The 18,967-nt window shown below is 31.7% G+C and carries 21 protein-coding genes; 5 read left to right on the top strand and 16 right to left on the bottom strand.

The genetic code is table 11. The features are described from left to right. From SULYE_RS00310 to SULYE_RS08140, 3 genes are all read left to right on the top strand, one after another. Positions 1–622 (top strand): Hsp70 family protein (locus tag SULYE_RS00310; protein ID WP_007545431.1); only part of this gene is annotated, 622 nt, incomplete at its 5' end. A 106-nt stretch (positions 623–728) separates the two neighbouring features. Then, the gene (gene htpX, locus SULYE_RS00305) at positions 729–1,649 is read left to right on the top strand and encodes a zinc metalloprotease HtpX (RefSeq protein WP_007545430.1); all 921 of its coding nucleotides are present in this window, start codon (positions 729–731) and stop codon (positions 1,647–1,649) included. Between the two features lie 174 nt (positions 1,650–1,823). Next, the gene (locus tag SULYE_RS08140) at positions 1,824–1,997 is read left to right on the top strand and encodes a hypothetical protein (protein WP_156784741.1); all 174 of its coding nucleotides are present in this window, start codon (positions 1,824–1,826) and stop codon (positions 1,995–1,997) included. 74 nt (positions 1,998–2,071) lie between these two features. On the opposite strand, the gene SULYE_RS00300 is transcribed toward SULYE_RS08140, so the two are convergent. Together SULYE_RS00300 and rseP are read right to left on the bottom strand one after the other, a co-directional pair. Beyond that, entirely contained in the window at positions 2,072–2,551 is a 480-nt protein-coding gene (locus SULYE_RS00300) for a DsrE/DsrF/DrsH-like family protein (protein ID WP_007545429.1), read from the bottom strand. Between the two features lie 34 nt (positions 2,552–2,585). Then, positions 2,586–3,905: an RIP metalloprotease RseP gene (gene rseP / locus SULYE_RS00295; protein WP_007545427.1), complete on the bottom strand. Its 1,320-nt coding sequence runs from the start codon at positions 3,903–3,905 to the stop codon at positions 2,586–2,588. A gap of 306 nt (positions 3,906–4,211) precedes the next feature. On the opposite strand from rseP, the gene SULYE_RS00290 reads away from it, so the two are divergent. Beyond that, positions 4,212–4,946 carry a pseudouridine synthase gene (locus tag SULYE_RS00290; RefSeq protein ID WP_007545426.1) on the top strand — a complete coding sequence of 245 codons (735 nt, stop codon included), beginning with the start codon at positions 4,212–4,214 and terminating at the stop codon, positions 4,944–4,946. Further along, positions 4,924–6,867 (top strand): glycoside hydrolase family 15 protein, encoded by a 1,944-nt coding sequence (locus SULYE_RS00285; RefSeq protein WP_007545425.1) that lies wholly within the window; start codon positions 4,924–4,926, stop codon positions 6,865–6,867. The genes SULYE_RS00290 and SULYE_RS00285 overlap by 23 nt, the downstream gene beginning before the upstream one ends. Positions 6,868–7,265: 398 nt before the next feature. Here the strand turns inward: SULYE_RS00285 and SULYE_RS00280 are convergent, their stop codons facing one another. From SULYE_RS00280 to SULYE_RS00215, 14 genes are all read right to left on the bottom strand, one after another. Further along, positions 7,266–8,666, bottom strand: coding sequence for a hypothetical protein (locus SULYE_RS00280; RefSeq protein ID WP_007545424.1), 1,401 nt, complete (start codon positions 8,664–8,666; stop codon positions 7,266–7,268). A 157-nt stretch (positions 8,667–8,823) separates the two neighbouring features. Next, the gene (locus SULYE_RS00275) at positions 8,824–9,579 is read right to left on the bottom strand and encodes a patatin-like phospholipase family protein (protein ID WP_007545423.1); all 756 of its coding nucleotides are present in this window, start codon (positions 9,577–9,579) and stop codon (positions 8,824–8,826) included. Position 9,580: 1 nt separating this feature from the next. Continuing rightward, positions 9,581–11,116: a glutamine-hydrolyzing GMP synthase gene (gene guaA / locus SULYE_RS00270; protein ID WP_007545422.1), complete on the bottom strand. Its 1,536-nt coding sequence runs from the start codon at positions 11,114–11,116 to the stop codon at positions 9,581–9,583. 17 nt (positions 11,117–11,133) lie between these two features. Beyond that, positions 11,134–11,436, bottom strand: a complete 303-nt coding sequence (locus SULYE_RS00265) for a hypothetical protein (RefSeq protein WP_007545421.1) — start codon at positions 11,434–11,436, stop codon at positions 11,134–11,136. Continuing rightward, the gene (locus SULYE_RS00260; RefSeq protein WP_007545420.1) at positions 11,433–12,848 is read right to left on the bottom strand and encodes a hypothetical protein; all 1,416 of its coding nucleotides are present in this window, start codon (positions 12,846–12,848) and stop codon (positions 11,433–11,435) included. The genes SULYE_RS00265 and SULYE_RS00260 overlap by 4 nt, the downstream gene beginning before the upstream one ends. Positions 12,849–12,885: 37 nt before the next feature. Beyond that, positions 12,886–13,938 (bottom strand): flagellar biosynthesis protein FlhB, encoded by a 1,053-nt coding sequence (gene flhB / locus SULYE_RS00255; RefSeq protein ID WP_007545419.1) that lies wholly within the window; start codon positions 13,936–13,938, stop codon positions 12,886–12,888. Between the two features lie 3 nt (positions 13,939–13,941). Next, the gene (fliR, locus tag SULYE_RS00250) at positions 13,942–14,715 is read right to left on the bottom strand and encodes a flagellar biosynthetic protein FliR (RefSeq protein ID WP_007545418.1); all 774 of its coding nucleotides are present in this window, start codon (positions 14,713–14,715) and stop codon (positions 13,942–13,944) included. 7 nt (positions 14,716–14,722) lie between these two features. Then, positions 14,723–14,992, bottom strand: a complete 270-nt coding sequence (gene fliQ, locus SULYE_RS00245) for a flagellar biosynthesis protein FliQ (protein ID WP_007545417.1) — start codon at positions 14,990–14,992, stop codon at positions 14,723–14,725. Positions 14,993–15,006: 14 nt separating this feature from the next. Beyond that, on the bottom strand, positions 15,007–16,023 hold the full coding sequence (fliP, locus tag SULYE_RS00240; protein ID WP_007545415.1) for a flagellar type III secretion system pore protein FliP: 1,017 nt from the start codon (positions 16,021–16,023) through the stop codon (positions 15,007–15,009). Positions 16,024–16,062: 39 nt separating this feature from the next. Continuing rightward, on the bottom strand, positions 16,063–16,302 hold the full coding sequence (locus SULYE_RS00235; RefSeq protein ID WP_232178516.1) for a hypothetical protein: 240 nt from the start codon (positions 16,300–16,302) through the stop codon (positions 16,063–16,065). Between the two features lie 35 nt (positions 16,303–16,337). Next, the gene (locus SULYE_RS00230) at positions 16,338–16,601 is read right to left on the bottom strand and encodes a FliM/FliN family flagellar motor switch protein (RefSeq protein ID WP_007545413.1); all 264 of its coding nucleotides are present in this window, start codon (positions 16,599–16,601) and stop codon (positions 16,338–16,340) included. A 15-nt stretch (positions 16,602–16,616) separates the two neighbouring features. After that, the gene (locus tag SULYE_RS00225) at positions 16,617–17,126 is read right to left on the bottom strand and encodes a flagellar basal body-associated FliL family protein (RefSeq protein ID WP_007545412.1); all 510 of its coding nucleotides are present in this window, start codon (positions 17,124–17,126) and stop codon (positions 16,617–16,619) included. Positions 17,127–17,166: 40 nt separating this feature from the next. After that, positions 17,167–18,408, bottom strand: coding sequence for a flagellar hook protein FlgE (locus SULYE_RS00220; RefSeq protein ID WP_007545411.1), 1,242 nt, complete (start codon positions 18,406–18,408; stop codon positions 17,167–17,169). Positions 18,409–18,420: 12 nt separating this feature from the next. After that, positions 18,421–18,933, bottom strand: coding sequence for a flagellar hook assembly protein FlgD (locus SULYE_RS00215; RefSeq protein ID WP_007545410.1), 513 nt, complete (start codon positions 18,931–18,933; stop codon positions 18,421–18,423). Positions 18,934–18,967: the final 34 nt, after the last annotated feature.

Genomic DNA, 18,967 nt, shown 5'->3' with positions numbered 1-18,967 from the left:
AAACACTCCTATACCAACTAAAAAATGTGAAATGTTTACAACAGCAGTTGATAACCAAACAACTGTTGAAATTGCAGTATACCAAGGTGAAAGAAGCATTGCTAGAGAAAATAAATTGCTTGGTAGCTTTAGATTAACTGATATTCCACCGGCACCAAGAGGAGTTCCTCAAATAGAAGTGTGCTTTGATATAGACGCAGATGGTATACTACATGTTACAGCTACAGATAAGGCAACAGGTAGAGCACAATCTATAACAGTTACACCATCAAGCGGATTAACCAAGGAAGATATTGAAAAACTTATCGAAGAAGCTAAAAAACATGAAGAAGAAGACAAGAAGTTTAAAGAAACAATTGAGTTAAGAAACCAACTTGATGCTTTAGTGTATAGCTTTGAAAAGGCATTTAATGAAAACAAAGCTAAATTTACATCAGAAGAAATCTCGGAAGCAGAAAATGTAATAGCTGAAGCTAAGAAAGCTATTGAATCTAACGATAGAACACAAATCCAAACTGCATTAAATAAATTACAAAACGTTGCTAACAGATTTGCACAAAAACTTTATGGACAAGGTGGTAATGAATCCGGTGGAGATGTAATAAATCCAGAAGTTCATTAATAACTAATAAAGAAAACACTTTTAAAAGTATGACCGAGGGGGTTGAAAAATACCTGCCTCGGTTGTATTATTTATATAAGCATTTTAGAAATAGGGGGTTTAAAGAATGGCAAATCAGCTGAAAACAGTTTTACTTTTAGGAGTTTTGACAGGTTTATTTCTTGCCATTGGTCATTTAGTAGCCGGAAAGCAAGGTATGATAATTGCGTTTGTGGTAGCATTATTTATGAACTTTTTCAGCTATTTCTTTTCTGATAAAGTTGCTTTGGCTATGTATGGAGCGAGAGAGATTTCGTATGAAGAGGCACCTTGGCTTCATGAAATGGTCGAAGATCTAGCAAGGAGAGCCGGCATTCCAAAACCAAAAATCTATTTAGCACCGATGGCTGTTCCAAATGCTTTTGCAACAGGAAGAGACCCTAACCATGCAGCTGTAGCTGTAACTTCCGGTATTTTACAAATTTTAGACAAGAATGAACTAAGAGGTGTTTTAGCTCACGAGCTTGGGCACATTAAAAATAGAGATATACTTATTTCTTCAATAGCTGCAACTATTGGTGGAGCAATCTCTATGCTTGCCAACATAGCTTATTTCAGTACATTCTTCGGTGGAAATAATAATGATGAAGAAAACAGCAGTAATACAATTGCATCAATAATAGGTTCTGTAATCTTGTTTATAGTTGCCCCTTTAGCAGCAACTTTAGTACAAATGGCAATATCTCGTTCAAGAGAATTTTTAGCAGACGAAGCAGGAGCAAAAATCTCCGGATGTCCTTTATGCTTAGCTAATGCTTTAAGAAAATTGGAAGAAATAGCACATAATCCACAGATACAAGAAGTAGCATCTAGAGAAGTCAATCCGGGAACTGCTCATATGATGATTGTCAATCCACTTAGCGGAGATTTCATAATGAAACTATTTTCAACTCACCCACCAACTGAAGAGAGAATCAGAAGATTAGAAGAGCTTGCAAGAAAAATGCAGACCGGATATGGATTTCAGTATGGATTTCAACATGTCTAAATAATTCCTAACTCGGGGCATAAACCCCCGAGTTCAATTTTTAATCCAAAATATCTTAATAATTTCTTAATTCATTGCTTTGTTAATTATTACAAGGAAAGCCATACTCCGTCTGATGAAAACCTTCAAAGCAAGCCAATGTTTCTGTTAGGAATCCAACGGAAGGAATTTTGGTTGGCAAGTTTTGAAGTAGCCTTTATTTCCTTATTGAGGCTGCTTGTAAAAATCCACACTGTCATTCTGAGCGAAGCGAAGAATCTCATATTTTTCTTTTCAAGCCAAAAAATCAAAAAAGAGATCCTTCGGGCTAAAGCCCTCAGGATGATAAAGAAAGTAAAAACACGTTAGCAATTGCCTTATTTGCCACTCTGCAACTGTGCGAAGGATCTTATATTTTATTTAATTTTTCGCCCGATATATAGTTAAAAATTCAAAACTATTGATTTATCACCTGCATTTACAAAGCTTAAAAAAGTTGCAGCTCCGGCCGGTTTTTCTACACCTTCTATTAAGTCATCGACCGTATAGCCAAAGAGAGTCATTGCTGTCTGGCATGGATATAATTTTATCTCTAAATCTTTTGCTTGTTGGATTAGTTGTTCTAAAGATGGGACTTTATGTTTTTCCATCATTCCTTTCATCATAGATGTTGCAAAATCCATCATACCTGGCATTATTGTTAGTATCTGTGGCACAGGAACAGGCATAGGCATTGCAGGATTTCCTACCGGAGAAACTTTTAAATTTTTATGTTTTTCTTTATGAATTGCATTTAATCCATAAAAGCTAAAGAACATCCCTACTTCCATACCCATAGCCGCAGCTGTAGTCCCAATTATAAAAGCAGGCATTACTTTATCTAAGGTTCCACTTAAAACGATAATCCCAACTCTTGTAGCCATTTTTACTCCATATATAAAAATATATTTTTTATATTTATTGTATAGCTCTTAATATATCATTAAAAATGACGTAAATCATTAAGCTACCAAGAAGTGCAAAGCCTATGTATGCTAAATATTCTTTTGCCTTTTCTGGAAGTGGTCTTCTGATAATACTTTCTATCAAAAGTATAAATATTAATCCACCATCAAGAACCGGAATAGGAAGTAAGTTTAAATACCCAAGCTGTAAAGACATAAAAGCCATCGCAAATAAGAATGTTGTAATTCCAGATTCTAATGCTTCTCCTGAAAACTTAGCAATAGAGATAGGACCGCCAAGGGTTTTAAATGACACCTCACCTGTAAATAAACCTGCTACAACATGATATATTGATACTGTTAATTCTTTTGTCTTATCAAATGCTTTTACTATTGCTTGGTCTAAAGGATACTGGATGGTCTTTACTTCAAATTTTGGAGATATGCCTACTGTATATTTTTTAAGCTCTTGATTGTATTCCGGTGTTATCATTAAAGAAATAATTTTTCCATCCCTTTTAACAATAAGGTTAATGTCTCTTTTTTTGTTTAAGTTAGACATAAAGTCTGCAAATTCAAACCATGTTCTTATTGGCTTTCCATTTACAGCAATAATAATATCCCCTTCTTTTAAACCTGCTTTTTCTGCCGGTGTATTTGGCAAAACTTTACCAACCTTTGGCTCTATTATTGGAGAAATGCCGAAGGAATCCTTTGTCATATCTTCCGGAAGAGTAGCAGATACTTTATAGACATTACCATTTCTTAAAAACTCTATATCTATATTTTTGCCAGATTTCATTGCTAATTTAATTGTTAAATCTTTCCAATTTTTAACTTCTTCACCATTTACTTTTAAAATCTTGTCAAACGGGTGTAGTCCTATTTTTTCAGCAACTGAGTTTTTCTCAACATATCCTATTTCCGGTGGCTGTGTTAAATATGCCGGTTCTTTTATACCTATTGCATAAACAGCTATAAATAAAACTATTGCAAGGATTATGTTAAAGAGTGGTCCGGCAAATGCTATTAACATTTTTTGCCATCTTGCTTTTGAATGAAAAGACCTTGGGTCGTTGTAGGCTTCTTTATTAACTTCACCTTGGACTGGTTCTGTCATTGAATCTTCACCATACATTTTTACGTATCCACCAAGGGGAATAAGTGCTATTTGGTATTCTGTTTCTTTTCCTTTCCATCTGAATATTGGTGGTCCAAATCCTATCGAGAATGTTTCTACTTTTACGCCAAACATTCTCGCAAAAAGAAAATGTCCAAATTCATGTATCGTAATCAGTACTCCAAGCATTATTAAAAAAGCTAAAATTGTCAAAACTTTTTTACCTCCTATTAAAAAATTATTAAATATTTTAATCCAAATTGTAGCGATAAAATATGTTATTAATCCGATTTATTTATTAAGAATGCTTTATTTTAATTAAATCAAAAATCTTAATTCTCTAGCCACGGAAAGAATCTCCTTTTCTCTTCCTGCCTATTCAAATCGCTTTCTTATCTTTCTTGTATCACTTTTTACAATCTGTATCCATACTGAGAAGGATTTCCTTTTTAAATTTCATAATTTCTCACCCAAGGTGTGTATATTATATAATTAAAAATTTTATTAAGGCTGTTAAAAATGCAAGTAAGATTGAATAAATATATAGCACAAAGTGGAATATGTAGCAGAAGAAAGGCAGACGAGCTTATAAAAGAAGGAATAGTTAAAGTAAATGGAGAAATCATCAAAGACTTAGGAGCTAAGATAAATCCTGAAAAAGATGTAGTAGAAGTTGAAGGTAATATCATAAAACCGGTAGAGAAAAAGATTTACATAAAAATCTACAAACCTGTTGGCTATCTTTCAGCAGTTGGGAAAGATAAGTTTGGAAGAAAAACATTAACAGATTTGCTTAAAGAGTTAAATATCAAAGAAAACTTATTTCCTGTTGGAAGGCTTGATTATAATAGCGAAGGTCTTTTAATTTTAACAAATGATGGTGAGTTTGCAAATAAAATTGCCCATCCAAGGCATGAAATCAGAAAAATTTATCACGTAGAGGTAGTTCCAAAAGTTAATGAAGAGAGGCTAAATCAGATGAAAAAAGGAGCTATTTTAGAAGACGGCTTTTTTAAACCGGATAAAGTTGAAATCTTAAAACACACAAAAGATAGCACATGGCTACTTTTTGAAATTCATAGCGGAAAAAAAAGAATCTTAAGAAGATATGTGAGTAAATTTAATCATAAAGTAAGAAGGCTTGTCCGTGTTAAAATAGATAGCATTTCTATTGAAAACTTAAAGCCACATCAATTTAAACATTTAACAGACAAAGAGGTAAAGTCAATCTATGAAAGAGATAGTGTTAAGTAATGGAAGATTTTTTGTTAATATAGATAAAAACTTTGCTATTAGAGACTTTTACTTTCCTTATGTTGGAATGTATAATCATCTAAACTCAGAGGCAAACTCTATTGGTATATATGTAAATGGTAGGTTTAAATGGATTGATGACTCTTGGGAGAAAAAATTTAGCTACTGTGAAAATTCGCTGGTTGCGAATTTAGAAGCTAAATCTGATGAGCTTGGTATCAAACTAAACTTTAAATCAGCTATTCATAAATATTCAGACATCTTAATCCATCAAATCCTGATTACAAATCTAACAGAAGAAGAAAAAGAAGTAAAAATATTTTTTTACCACGGGTTTAAGTTAAATGAATCTGAAATAGGTAATACTGCATACTACGACCCAAAATTAAAAGGCTTGATTCATTACAAAGGCGCAACGTATATTTATATCTCATCTCAAAGTAGTAATTTTGAATATACCGTCTCAAAGAAAAACCATACATCCGGCTCTTGGTTGGAGATTGAAAGAGGTCATTTAAGCAGAAATAAGATAGTTCAAGGAGAGATCGATAGTGCTTGGGCAATAGTTGAAAATCTAAAACCTTTTGAAAGTAAAACAGCTTACTACTATCTTTTAGTTGGTCATCGTTATGATGATATAGTTAAATTGAAAAATAAAGTAAGCAATGAAGGCTTAGATCATTTACTTGAAGAGACGCAGGAGTTTTGGCAAGGTTGGATAAAGACAAAAGACAGGCTATTGCCGGCTTTATCTAAAAATATAAAAGACCTATACTATCAAAGTCTTTTAATCATTCGTGCTCACTTTGACAATAACGGTGCTATCGTTGCCGCAAATGATACATCGATTTATAAGTTCAACAAAGACCATTACAGCTATCTTTGGCCAAGGGATGGTGCTTTTATCGTTATGTCTCTTGATAACGCAGGATATACAAACTTAACACAAAGATTTTTTAAATTCTGTAAACAGCATATAACAGATGAAGGATTTCTTCTTCATAAATATTCTCCCGATGGAACAGCAGGTTCTTCATGGCATCCTTGGTGTGACGATGATGAAAATTATCAGCTTCCAATCCAAGAAGATGAGACAGCTTTAGTGGTGGTTGCTTTGTACAATCATTATTTAAATAGTAAAGATATCGAGTTTGTGGACTATATGTATAACGGATTTGTCAGAAAGGCTGCAAACTTTATGGTTAAGTATACAGACCCACAGTTAAACCTTCCCCTTGAAAGCTATGATTTATGGGAAGAAAGAAGAGGTATTTTTACTTATACAGCATCAACAGTATACGCAGGTTTGATTGCTGCATCCAAGCTTGCTGTACTTGTAGGAAATAAAGAAGAGTCTGTTTTGTACAATCAAAAAGCCGAGGAAATTAGGAATGGAATTTTGAAATATCTTTATGATGAAGAAGAAGGAAGATTTTTAAGAGGAATATACAGAGATAAAAACGGAAATATCATTAAGGATAAAACTGTAGAAAGTAGTTTGCTTCTTGTTCATGAATTTGGCGTGATAGACCCAGAAGATTATAGAATGGTTAATACTGTAAGGGCAGTAGAGGATAGGCTTTGGATAAAAAATGGGATTGGTGGTCTTGCAAGATATGAAAACGATTACTATCACAAAGTGTCTGATGATACACCAGGAAATCCTTGGATAATAACTACTTTATGGCTTGCTAACTGGTATACACAGGTTGGATTGTTTGATAGGGCATTTCAGCTGATTAACTGGGTGATAAAGAGAAAAACTCAGGCTGGATTGTTGGCAGAGCAGTTCCATCCATTCACAGGAGAGCCGTTATCTGTGTGTCCTTTAACGTGGTCTCATTCTTCGTTTTGCTATTCAATACAAAAGCTAAATAAGAGATTGATTGAAGACAAAACACCAGATTATGTGATGGCTTGAAAAAAGAAAAACAGGAGATTTTTAGCCGGCCGCAGGACAACATCTAAGATTATCCTTTCTTTAATGCTTATCATTTAACTTTTCGTTGTTATTATATAAAACATTTTGAGTGTAAGCGAATAATCTTCCTCCTTTCTTACTCATATTCCTCACTTCCTTGTCTTTTCTTCTTAAAAGAGGAGAGTCTTCAGAGCAGAACCATAAAAATGATAGAAAAAAGAGAAGTTATATCTCCATCCACATCTTCATTCTGAGCGAAGCGAAGAATCTCACACCTTTCTTTTCAAGTCAAAAGATCGAAAAAGAGATCCTTCGGACTAAAAGTCCTCAGGATGACACGTAAAGGTACGCTAACAAAAATTTTTGAAAACTCCTACTTTCCGGGCATTATCTAACTTTTAATCTTTATATATTTCTAATTTAATTAAATTTTGGCTTTTATCTAACACAGGATTTACAGTGTAATTTTGTAGAGTTTTTATTTCTATCTCAATTTCACCTTCTTGATTCTCATATAAAGACAATCTTCCAATTTCTCTTCCGTTAACTTCTATATTTCTGTTTACTTTTATAACTTCTATATCTCTATTTCTATTGGAAATAACTAACTTTAAGATTTTGATTCCATTTCCTTCTTTCAATGTTTCAACATTCTCAAGCTTTCCAATGTTTTTAGGTATAAAAAGATTTAAAATTTTGACTGGCTCTTTAGCTCTAACTATTTTATCCGGAATAATTTTCTCTTTTGTTTCTGGTTTTTTTACTATCTCTGGTGCTTTTTCTTCTTTTGGAGTTTCTTGTGCTGGTTCTTTTGACCCTTCGCTATAAGATATTTTTTCATATCCTTCAATTATAGGTGTAATTTTAATTTGTTCATTTTTTGTATAAATCAGCTTTACTATAGCTATACCTTTAGAAAATTGCTGAGGGTATACAATATCCGGTATTAGTCTTCCTGAACCATTATGAGTCAATTTTACAGGTTTTCCTATCTTGTCATAGACTTTTATTAACAAACCGTTTTGGTCATAAACACTAAGTTTTGCTTCAAACTCTTCACCGGCTCTTGTTTTCTCCGGCATTGCAATTTTTATATATTTTGGAATTTGTATAACAAAAGCTAAGGTTTTCGACCCAAGTAAAGATTTATTTTCATCGAAAACCTCTATTTTTATATCATGTAATTCAGATGGAATAAATTTTATTGTTTTTCTTCCGTTTTCAAGTTCCTTATTTCTTATGATAGTTTTAAAGCTCCCGTTAGTTTGAATTATTAAAGATTGTTCACCATAAGATGTATCATTAACTAAATTTCCAAATTTATCATATGCAACGATAGAAAATTCTTTTTCATACTCAGGTATAAATTCAGGAGAGGTTATGATTTCGACTTTAGAAATTTTATTGTTTAAAACGTAAATGTTAAATTCATTTAGAAAACCGGATGTGTAAGAATCTTTTATCTTAAATGGCTCATTTTCTAAGTAAATTTTAAAATTGTATTTTCCGACTGTTTCAGAATAGAACTTTAAACTTCCAACACCACTTGAAAAAGTAATAACTTTATCTTTATTATTAATTTTTAATATAACTTTTCCTGAAAGATCTGTAACATCATTATCAAAAGGGTCTTTAGCAGTAATAGTAATAGTAGTTTCTTCTCCGGCTCTAACAGTTTTCTTATAGTTTACTTGAAAATAAGATATATTACCTGATTCGACTTTTATCTGTGCTAATGCATACGTTGAATAAAAGACAAATATTAATGATAATAATATTTTAATACGATTAATCAACATTAATATTTCCCTCCTAAAATATGAAAGATGGTTCAAGTATAGTAATATTCTAACACAATTAAATGATTTAAAAAATCGATACATTTATAATTTCAAATGATTAAAGTATTTGTTTAGAGATAAACAGTTGAGGATTAAACGTTTGTATAATTATCTGTCATTTTCTTATTTGCTCTTTAATTAACTCTTTTGTAAAAGTATAACCTATTTCTATCGCCTCTTTTGCTTTCCAAGTAGCAAACAATGGAATATTAACAAGTTCTATTGGCTGGATAACTAAATCACAAAGCTTTTTGCTTGTTTCAGTGTTAGACCTTATGGCAAGATAAAAACTTCTTATTCCTATTGAAATTATATTATTAAAATCTTTCTCTTCTTCTAAAAATGGATTTACTTCCACACCTATTGCAAAATCTACTTTTTCTCTTAAAGTTTCTACCGGAAGGTTATTCATAATACCCCCGTCAACATAGAAATATTTATCAATCTTAACAGGTTTAAACATGACTGGAATACTGCAAGAAGCCTTAACTGTTTTTATTAAACTTCCACTTTGAAAATATTCTATGGTTGCTTTATTTAAATTTGTTGCTGCGATTATTAGAGGAATTTTTAAATCTTCAATATTTATCTTTCCAATGTATTTTTCCAAAAAGCTTTCTAATTTATCTAAGCTAAAGAGAGCTTTTTTAGAAATAGAAGGAAGTATGAAGCTGTTTAAATTGGTTTTTAAAGCAATCTCTTCCATCTCTTTGGGAGAATATCCGGCACAGTAAAAAGAACCAATGATAGAGCCAGCACTAACTCCGGAGACTATATCTGGCTTAATGTCAAGCTCTTCTAAGGCTTTTAAAACTCCAATATGAGCAAGTCCTCTTACTGCACCGCCGGATAATGCTATTCCTATTTTCAAATTATTCCCATTCTATGGTTGCAGGTGGCTTTGAAGAGATATCATAAACTACTCTATTGACACCTTTTACTTCGTTAATTATTCGTCTCATCATCGTGTCAAGTAAATCATACGGTAGCCTTGCCCAGTCAGCTGTCATTCCGTCCGTACTTTCTACTGCTCTGATTGCTATGACTTTTTCGTATGTTCTATAATCTCCCATTACTCCGACTGTATGAATTGGCAGTAAAACTGCAAAAGATTGCCATAAATCTTTATAAAGTCCTGCTTTTTTTATTTCTTCTAAAACTATTGCATCTGCTTCTCTTAAAATGTTTAAATCATTTTCATTTACTTCACCAATTACCCTTATAGCCAAACCTGGTCCTGGGAATGGTTGTCTGTAAATAATCTCTTCTGGCAATCCAAGCTCTTTGCCAAGCTCTCTTACTTCATCTTTGAATAACTCTCTTAGCGGTTCTATAAGCTTTAAGTTCATTCTCTCCGGTAGTCCGCCAACGTTATGGTGAGTTTTAATAACTGCTGATGGCCCTTTAACTGATACGCTTTCTATAACGTCTGGGTATAATGTACCTTGAACTAAGTATTCTACATCTTTTAATTTTTTCGCTTCTTCTTCAAAGACTTCTATAAAAAGATTACCGATTATCTTTCTCTTTTGCTCCGGGTCTGTGATTCCTTTTAATGCCTTTAAAAACCTATCTTTTGCATCTACTACTATCAATGAAATATGGAAATTGTCTCTAAATGTTTTTTCTACCTGTTCTCTTTCACCTTTTCTCAAAAGTCCATTGTCAACAAAGATGCAAGTTAAATTATCTCCAATCGCATTATGAACTAAAACCGCCGCAACAGATGAATCAACGCCACCAGACAAAGCACAGATTGCTTTTTTGTTACCCACCATTTTTCTTATTTCAGCCTGCTTTTCCATTAAGAAATTACCCATAGTCCAGTCTTGTTTACATTTACAAATCCTGACTGCAAAGTTTTTCAGCATTTCTTTACCAAGAAGTGTATGGCTTACTTCCGGATGGAACTGAACGCCCCAAATTTTCTTTTCTTTGTTTCTTACAGCTGCAAAAGGCGCGTTAAACGTTCTACCAATTACTTCAAAACCTTCCGGTAGTTTTACTACTTTATCTGCATGACTCATCCAAACTTGTGTATAGTGTGGGATATTATAAAAAAGGTCTTCATGATCTAAAACTTCTAACTCGGCTTTACCATACTCGTGCTTATCAGCTTTTATTACTTCTCCACCAAAATGATGAGTTATAAGCTGAAGTCCATAACAAATTCCAAGAATAGGCAATCCTAAATCATAAACTTTTTCATCCGGCTTAGGTGCATCAGGCTCATAAACAGAAGCAGGTCCACCAGAAAATATCATTCCTTTTGGATTATGTTTTAGTATCTCCTCTACAGATGCGTTAAACTGCAAAATCTCGCTATAAACATTTAATTCTCTTATCCTTCTTGCTATTAACTGGGTGTATTGAGAGCCAAAATCTAAAATTACTATTCCTCGATGCATCTTAACTCCTTTATATTTTATTCTTCTATTTCTACATCAACTTTTTTCGGTGGCAGTTTTATTGTTTGATTAGATTTTAGATATTTTCTTGGTATAGAAATTTTTACATGAAGATAATTAGAATCTTTATAAACATTTACCTTATAATTTAAATTTTTTCTTTTTCTTGACACGTAAGAATTCTTTTTCTTTTTAGAAATCGGAATGGAAATTTCCTGCTTATATATAGGAATTTCTATAACATTTTCATTTTCGATTGTCTCTTTTGGCTGATTGACAAGATTAAGAATGATAGGAATTAGGATTACCTTTTCTATCATTTTTCTACAACCTTAACTTCAATAGTATTTTTTGAATCCTTTAACAATGAAGCTTCTGCTGTATAATCATCTTTCAAAGATATATTTAAAACTATGTTATGGTCTTTATCTTCAACGAAGTTTAGTTTTCCTATATTTTCTTTTCCTATAAAAATATCTTTTTCATAGTTTCTTACTTCATACTCTAAATTTCTCTTTGAAAAGTAAATCTTATATATAAAATTACTTTCTTTTGAAGATATTAGGTTTACTTTGCTAATTATTCCAAGTTCTAATGGAAATTTTAATTTTATAGCGGTGGTTTTCTTTTCTTTTTTCTCCGGTATTTGTTCAGATTTTTTTTCTGTTGGCAATTCTTGTTCCTTTTTAGGTTGCTCTACTATTTTTTTCTCTTCTTTTTGAGTCTTTTTTTCTACATCAATGCTTGTATTCAATCCAAGAATTACAGGCTCTATATTGATTGTTTCACTTTTTGTATAAATAGCTTGAATTTGGGCTACACCTTCAACAAACGCTTCTTTTGGAATTATATCAGGAATTATTCTTCCGGAGCCATTAACTTTTAGTTTTATATCTTTGCCGATTTTATCATATACTTTTATTAATCTACCTTGAGTATCATAAACTTTTATTTCTAGAGTAAATGGTTTTCCGGCTTCAGTTTCTGATGGAGCAATTACCTCAATTTTTCCTATGGTTTGTATCTCAGGCTTTATAGTTTTTGACGCCAAGATGTTTTTGTTAGATTTATCCTGAACAACAATGTTAAAATCTTCAACTGTAAAAGGTAGTATATCAAATTTGTACACATTTCCATTAAAATCATTTACATTTACTTCTTTAGTGCTTCCATTGGCATTAATAAGGAATGTTTGGTTGATATGCGATTTTTCTAATACCGGATTTCCCTCTCTATCAAAAAAGCTTATTCTTATTTCATACGGATAACCGGGTAAATAACTATCCTTAGATTCTATTACTGCTATTTCTGCTTTATTGTTTATTACTCTAAAATTCATAGATGATGTTAAGGCTTCAAGTGGTAAAACTTTAAGAATCAGTGGTTTTTCATCCAAAAAAAATGTTAAGCTATAAAAACCGGCCTTTTTTCCTTTAACTGTAATAATGGTTTCCCCGTTTTTTATATCCCCCGGATAAATCTCAGATTTACTAATTTCAAGGCCATTAGATACTGCTTTTATCTTTGATGCAAGACCAAAATTGTTAGATGGGTTTCCAAAAGCATCTGTAAATTTTAAGGTTATATTATATGTTTCTCCGGCTACTAATGTATTGTTATACTGAACTTCTATATATGATATTTCGCCTGGTTTAATGCTTACTTGCGCAAAGGAGAAATTAATTACAAATAAAATAAATAAAAAAAGGGCTTTTATTGATTTAAGATTCATAATGCCTCCACATTAAAAAAACATTTATCTATCATTATTATACCACTTTTTTAGCTTTATAAATTTCTGCTAATATTTTTGCTACTGCTTCATAGAGATTTTCTGGAATATAATCTCCAATTTCGCAACTACTGTATAATGTTCTTGCTAATGGTGGGTCTTCTACTATTTTAATGCCATGTTCTTTTGCTACTTCTTTAATCTTTTGGGCTATTAAATCTTGTCCTTTTGCTATCACTTTTGGTGCATGCATTTTTCCTCTTTCATACTTTAATGCAACAGCATAGTGTTCTGGGTTTGTGATTACAACGTCTGCTTTTGGAACTTCTGCAATCATCCTTTTTAGTGCAAGCTGTCTCATTCTTTTTCTAATCTCTCTCTTGACTAACGGGTTTCCTTCGTAGGATTTTCTCTCTTCTTTAACTTCATCTTTTGTCATTTTAAGATTTTCTTCGTACTCATATCTCCTATAAAGAAAATCGGCGATGGCTATTGGTACAGATAAAAAAGCAAACGACATTACAAGGATAATAATCGTTTTACTCAAAACATAAATTTGATTGTTAATGGAGCCTGTCATGTAAACTAAAAAGTCATTTAATAGATACTTTACAAGGAAATAAGATAAAAACAATGCTACAGTTAGTTTGGCAAGATTTTTAATTAGCTCAAATAAAACAGTCAAAGAGAATATTCTTTTTATCCCAGAAATAACATTTAATTTATCAAGCTTTGGAGTAAGAGGTTTTAGAGTAAATAAAAAACCAAACTGTATAACATTTGATGCAATCCCGACTATAAAAAGAATAAGAATGACAGGCAGTGTTAAGATTGCTAATATTTTAAGTGTAAACCAAATAAACATACTCCCATTATCTGGAATTAGATATAATGGATTTGAAAACGTATATTTAAAGTATCCGACAAGATATTTGTATGCAAAAGGTAAATAAAATATTAAGACAATAAAAATGACAAATAATGATGCAGAAATAGATACATCCATACTTTTGAGAACTTGTCCTTCCTCTCTGGCTTTCTGTTTTCGTTTCGGGGTTGCTTTTTCCGTTTTACGTGGGTCTTTAGCCATTTTTTACCTGCCAAAAATTTTCATTAAAGTTAAATAATAATTTGTCATTTTATCAATAAAGTTAAGGCCTACGCTTATTATTAATGAACTTGCAAATATGAGTATGACAAATCCAATAAAAATCTGTGCCGGAAGACCAACAATAAAAACGTTTATTTGAGGGATCAATCTATTTACCAATGCCAAAACTATATTAAATACAAGTAAGACTAAAATAAACGGGAATGCCATCTGAAAAGACAGTAAAAAAATATCTGAACTTTTTTTGATGATAAATTCAAACACTCCATTATTTATATTAAAAGAAGAAAGAGGGATTACTTCAAAGCTTTTAAACAAAGCTCCTATAAAAATTTGATAAGCTCCGGATATAAAAAACAAGAGATAAAATAAAAAAAGAAAATATCCGGATAGCACAGAAGTTTGACCAAAAGCCGGGTTGAATATATTTAAAACTGTTAGCCCCATGAGATAGCTAATTATTTCTGCAGCGTAAGAAAAAGCTCCAATAAATATATTAACTATCATTCCTAAGGAAAAACCAATAAAAATTTCTTTTAGAATTAGCGTAAGGAATATTAACAAATCGTATTCTTTTATTTCTAACTTTATATTGAAATTTAGCATTGTAAAGTAAGCAAAAGAAACAACTAATAAAACTTTTACGTTGTGAGGAATTATTGGAGATGAAATGAGCGGAAAAGCCAAAAAAAACGCAATTATTCTTGAAAATATTAGTGCAACTGTTATAGCTTGGTCGGGTGTTATTAGTACCATTTTTCACTCATTGTACAATCTTAAAGATCATCATCAATACTTCTTTTGTATAATCAACTAACTTTGTTGTCATCCATGAGCCAAAAATGATTAAACCTATCACCGCCGCGATGATTTTTGGAACAAATGTTATAGTCATTTCGTTTATCTGTGTTGCAGCTTGGAATATACTAATCAAAAGTCCAACAATGAAGGTTATTAAAATTACCGGACCGCCAACTAAAATAGCAATTTTAAACATTTCAGATGTTAAATTAACTGCCATATCTATCGTCATGATTGCACCTCTCACTACTTATAACTGCTAACAAGAGCTTTGACTAAAAGTTCAAAGCCATCTGCAAGGACAAACAGCATAAGCTTAAAAGGTAATGATATAAACATCGGCGGTATCATCATCATACCCATGGACATCAAGATGCTTGCAACTATAAAATCTATAACAAGAAATGGTAAGTATATTATAAAAACAATTTCAAAGGCAGTTTTAATTTCGCTTATCATGAAAGCCGGAATCAAGGTTGAAATACTGATATCTTTTGGAGATAATGGTTTTTCATTGGCTAAATCTAAAAATAGTTTTAAATCTTCTTTTCTTGTGTTTTTTAGCATAAACTCTTTTAAAGGCTCTTTTGCGTTTTCTATTGCTTGTATATCAGATATCTGCTTCTTTAAATATGGAGAAATACTAACTTCATTTATTTTTTCGAAAGTTGGTTTCATTACAAAAATGGTTAAAAAAAGTGCAAGACCTACTATTACTTGGTTTGGCGGTGCCGTTGGAATACCAAGAGCATGTCTTAACAATGATAATACTATAACAATTCTTACAAAGGCAGTAACGCTTATCAATAATGCTGGTGCTATGCTTATGATTGTAATTAGTAATAAAATTTTTAGGGTTGTATCTAAACGGTTAAATCCGGCCAAGGTCTCTGAAAATGTATCAGCATAAGAAAAAGAAAAGTTTAAAAGCGTTAAAACAATGATTATAGATATTATGAAATATAAATTGTGCGAGAAATTCAAAATATTGTAAGATTTTTTTCTGGCTTCAGAAGGAGGTATTATTTTGTTTGTTATATCGTGATTATTATTAAGCTGAAAATTTAAATATTTTAATGTTTTTTTTGAATAAAAAAAGGGTAGATTCTTTGCTATGCTCAGAATGACGTTGTAATACCAAGGAAGGAGAATCTTTTCCGGCTTTAGAAATGTGTATCTTTTACTTTTAACTTTCCTGTCTGTCATGTCATATAGAGGACAATGTCCTAAGGATTTCTGTTTTGGTTCTATAAAAATTCCCAATTTCTCACCTGATATATCACAAGATTTTTATTTTTTAATCTATTCTTTATGCTCAAGATTTTGAGTAATTTCTTTTTCACTGATTTTTTCTATTTTACCATTCTGAAATGCAAGTAGAAATATTTTATTATCAAACTCGATTGTAACTAAGCCTATGTCCTTGGAAATAAATTTAACATCTCTGATTTTTATATCTTCTTGACCGGATTTGCTAAATGGTATTGAATATTTTTTAAGAAAAAATAAAAGCCCATATAGTGTCCCAATTAATATTAACAAAGATAAAATTAACTTAAAAATTATTGAAAAATCTATCATTTTATTAAATCTACTAATCTTGCCCCGTACTTTCCGTTTACATTAACAAGTTCACCAAATCCTGCTTTTTCATTTGAAAAATATATATTTACAAAATCTTCAATGTTCTTTTCAAGGTCTATAATGTCACCCTCTTTTAAGTTAAGCAAAAACTCAAAATTCTTTTTTAAACTTGCCAGTTCTATTACAATAGGTATATTTATATCTTTTATTAAGCTAATTTTTTTATATATCCCATCTACTTCCATATCCTCATGCATAATATATTCTCCAACTTAGCTTGTTTGTATTATGAATTCTGTAAAGTAGACATCTTTAACTCCACCAAGGGGTAAAATAGCATTTGTTCTTCTAATTATCTCTTCTTTAAGTTTTTCGATTCCTTCCGGTGATTTTAGTTCTTCGCTTGTTTTTGTGAATAATAGTGTATTAATTGCATCTTTTATCTGAGGCATCCTTTTTGTAGCCTCTTCCTTTACTTTCTCATCTTGAACTTCCATAACTATAGTAACTTTTATATATCTATCTGCATCTTTATCAGCCAAGTTTGCTACAAAAGTTCCAACTTCTAACTCTACTCCTTGCTCTTCAGCTTTTTTTATTTCATTTGCAATTTTCTCCGGTGGTTTTTCTTTCTCTTCTTTTGCAAAGAAAGTTTTATATGCAAAAAAACCTCCACCGCCCAATACTAATAACAAGACAGGGATCAATATAATGATTAACTTCTTCTTCCCGCCACCTTTTTCTTCCTGCTGCTGCTCTTGATTTTCCTTCTCCTCAGCCATTACCTACCTCTTTATTGTGATGTGTGGAGTTGTTATGGTTTTATCTCTTGATATTCATTGCTTCTTGAAGTATTTGGTCATCTGTAGTAATAACTCTTGCGTTAGCTTGATATGCTCTTTGTGCTGTAATAAGGTTGATAAACTCTCTTGAAATGTCAACGTTTGAAAGTTCTAAGAACCCACTTCTTACTTTACTCAAAATTCCTCCTGGTGTGATAATTGGAGTAAATGTTTGAGTATTTGGTAAGTATAAGTTATTGCCTTTTCTAACAAGCATTTCTTTATCTTTAAATGTTGCTACTGCAAGCCTTGCAATATTTTTAACATTCCCATTTGAATACATACCTTTTATAATACCATCTTCAGCAACAGCAACCCCGATTAAATCTCCTTTAGCAAAACCATCTTGATTTGCATAGAATATAAAATCTGAAGCTACTTGTTTTATTTTAGAAACATCAACAGTAATTGACTGTGGAGAAGTTGCTCCATTTGTTAAAGTTAAAGATAATGTAAACGGAGAACCTGACGTTAAATTTCCATTTGTATCAAAGTTTAGAGTTGAACTTCCTACTTGTGTTGTTAAATCGTTATCCATATACACATAAACTTTCCAAGTGCTTCCTGTCGAACTTTCATTCGTTTTTTGAAAATAGAAAGATAAAGTATGTGGATTTCCAAGAGAATCATAAACAGTCATTGAGTTTACATAATTGAACGTGGTTGAATCTGTTGGGTCAAAAGTTGCAGATATAACATTTGACCTTGAGTCTAAATTTGTTGGTTCAACGAGACTTATTTTTGTTGTTATTGTTGGATTAATAGCATAAGGAACGTTTATTTTATCTAAAGCTCCTATAATATTACCTTTATCATCAAGCGTCCATCCTTGTAATTTCATTCCGTCAACGTTTACTAAATCTCCGTCAGCATTCAATCTAAACTGTCCTGCCCTTGTATAATAGACAGTTCCTTGATTATCTTTAACCATAAAAAATCCTTCTCCATCTAATGCAAGGTCTGTTGGAGAGTTTGTATTCATAAAAGAACCTTGTGAAAAGTCTTTTGTAGTAAGGGCAATGAAAGACCCGCCACCAATTTCTGTATTTTTAGGTGTATTGTTAGCAAAAGTCGTTAAGCTATGGGCGATTAAATCTTCAAAAGTAACTCTTTCTGATTTAAAACCAATTGTATTAACATTGGCAATATTATCAGATATCACATTTAACCATTGCTGATTTCCGTTTAATCCGGTTATTGCTGTATAAAATGACTGTAGCATGGCTACCCTCCTTTACATACTTATTTCTAATATTTTATCTAAGGGTACATTGACATTATTAATTTTCGCACTTAAACTACCGTTATCTTTTATTATACCGTTTACAATTCCTGTTGAGTAAACAGTTGCTTGGACATCATTTCCGGCAGAATCTTTTGCTGATACTAATACTTTATAATAACCATCTGCTAAATTTTGATTTTCTATTGATAAAGGATATATAGTATTACCATTTAAATTTGTAAATTCTTTTTGTTCAACTATATTGCCGTTAGAATCTACTAATGAAACTATTACATTTTGTGCTGGAGCATTTAATTTAAACTCGATGCATGATTGACCTTGTGATACATAAGTCTGATTTCCTTCATACTTAACTTTTTTACCTATCATTGAAGATGCGTTTACTATGCTGTTTGTAAACGTTGAAAGTGTATCTACTAATTTTTGTATACTGTCTAAAGATTCAATCTGCCTAAGTTTAACAGTGTTATCTATGAAATCCGAAATATCCTTAACGTTCAATGGGTCTGCACTTTAAATCTGCAGAGTATTTTAA

Origin of the sequence: Sulfurihydrogenibium yellowstonense SS-5, from assembly GCF_000173615.1 — a bacterium.
In the GTDB taxonomy this organism is placed as follows: domain Bacteria; phylum Aquificota; class Aquificia; order Aquificales; family Hydrogenothermaceae; genus Sulfurihydrogenibium; species Sulfurihydrogenibium yellowstonense.
The sequence above is the reverse complement of the archived record's forward strand: the minus strand, read 5'-3'. Positions and strand labels throughout refer to the sequence as shown.

Coding starts and splice junctions, on each gene's coding strand:
- htpX (WP_007545430.1), top strand. CDS start 729: ATGGCAAATCAGCTGAAAACAGTTTTACTTTTAGGAGTTTTGACAGGT.
- SULYE_RS00300 (WP_007545429.1), bottom strand. CDS start 2,551: ATGGCTACAAGAGTTGGGATTATCGTTTTAAGTGGAACCTTAGATAAA.
- SULYE_RS00290 (WP_007545426.1), top strand. CDS start 4,212: ATGCAAGTAAGATTGAATAAATATATAGCACAAAGTGGAATATGTAGC.
- SULYE_RS00285 (WP_007545425.1), top strand. CDS start 4,924: ATGAAAGAGATAGTGTTAAGTAATGGAAGATTTTTTGTTAATATAGAT.
- SULYE_RS00280 (WP_007545424.1), bottom strand. CDS start 8,666: ATGTTGATTAATCGTATTAAAATATTATTATCATTAATATTTGTCTTT.
- guaA (WP_007545422.1), bottom strand. CDS start 11,116: ATGCATCGAGGAATAGTAATTTTAGATTTTGGCTCTCAATACACCCAG.
- SULYE_RS00265 (WP_007545421.1), bottom strand. CDS start 11,436: ATGATAGAAAAGGTAATCCTAATTCCTATCATTCTTAATCTTGTCAAT.
- SULYE_RS00260 (WP_007545420.1), bottom strand. CDS start 12,848: ATGAATCTTAAATCAATAAAAGCCCTTTTTTTATTTATTTTATTTGTA.
- flhB (WP_007545419.1), bottom strand. CDS start 13,938: ATGGCTAAAGACCCACGTAAAACGGAAAAAGCAACCCCGAAACGAAAA.
- fliR (WP_007545418.1), bottom strand. CDS start 14,715: ATGGTACTAATAACACCCGACCAAGCTATAACAGTTGCACTAATATTT.
- fliQ (WP_007545417.1), bottom strand. CDS start 14,992: ATGACGATAGATATGGCAGTTAATTTAACATCTGAAATGTTTAAAATT.
- SULYE_RS00230 (WP_007545413.1), bottom strand. CDS start 16,601: ATGCATGAGGATATGGAAGTAGATGGGATATATAAAAAAATTAGCTTA.
- SULYE_RS00225 (WP_007545412.1), bottom strand. CDS start 17,126: ATGGCTGAGGAGAAGGAAAATCAAGAGCAGCAGCAGGAAGAAAAAGGT.
- SULYE_RS00220 (WP_007545411.1), bottom strand. CDS start 18,408: ATGCTACAGTCATTTTATACAGCAATAACCGGATTAAACGGAAATCAG.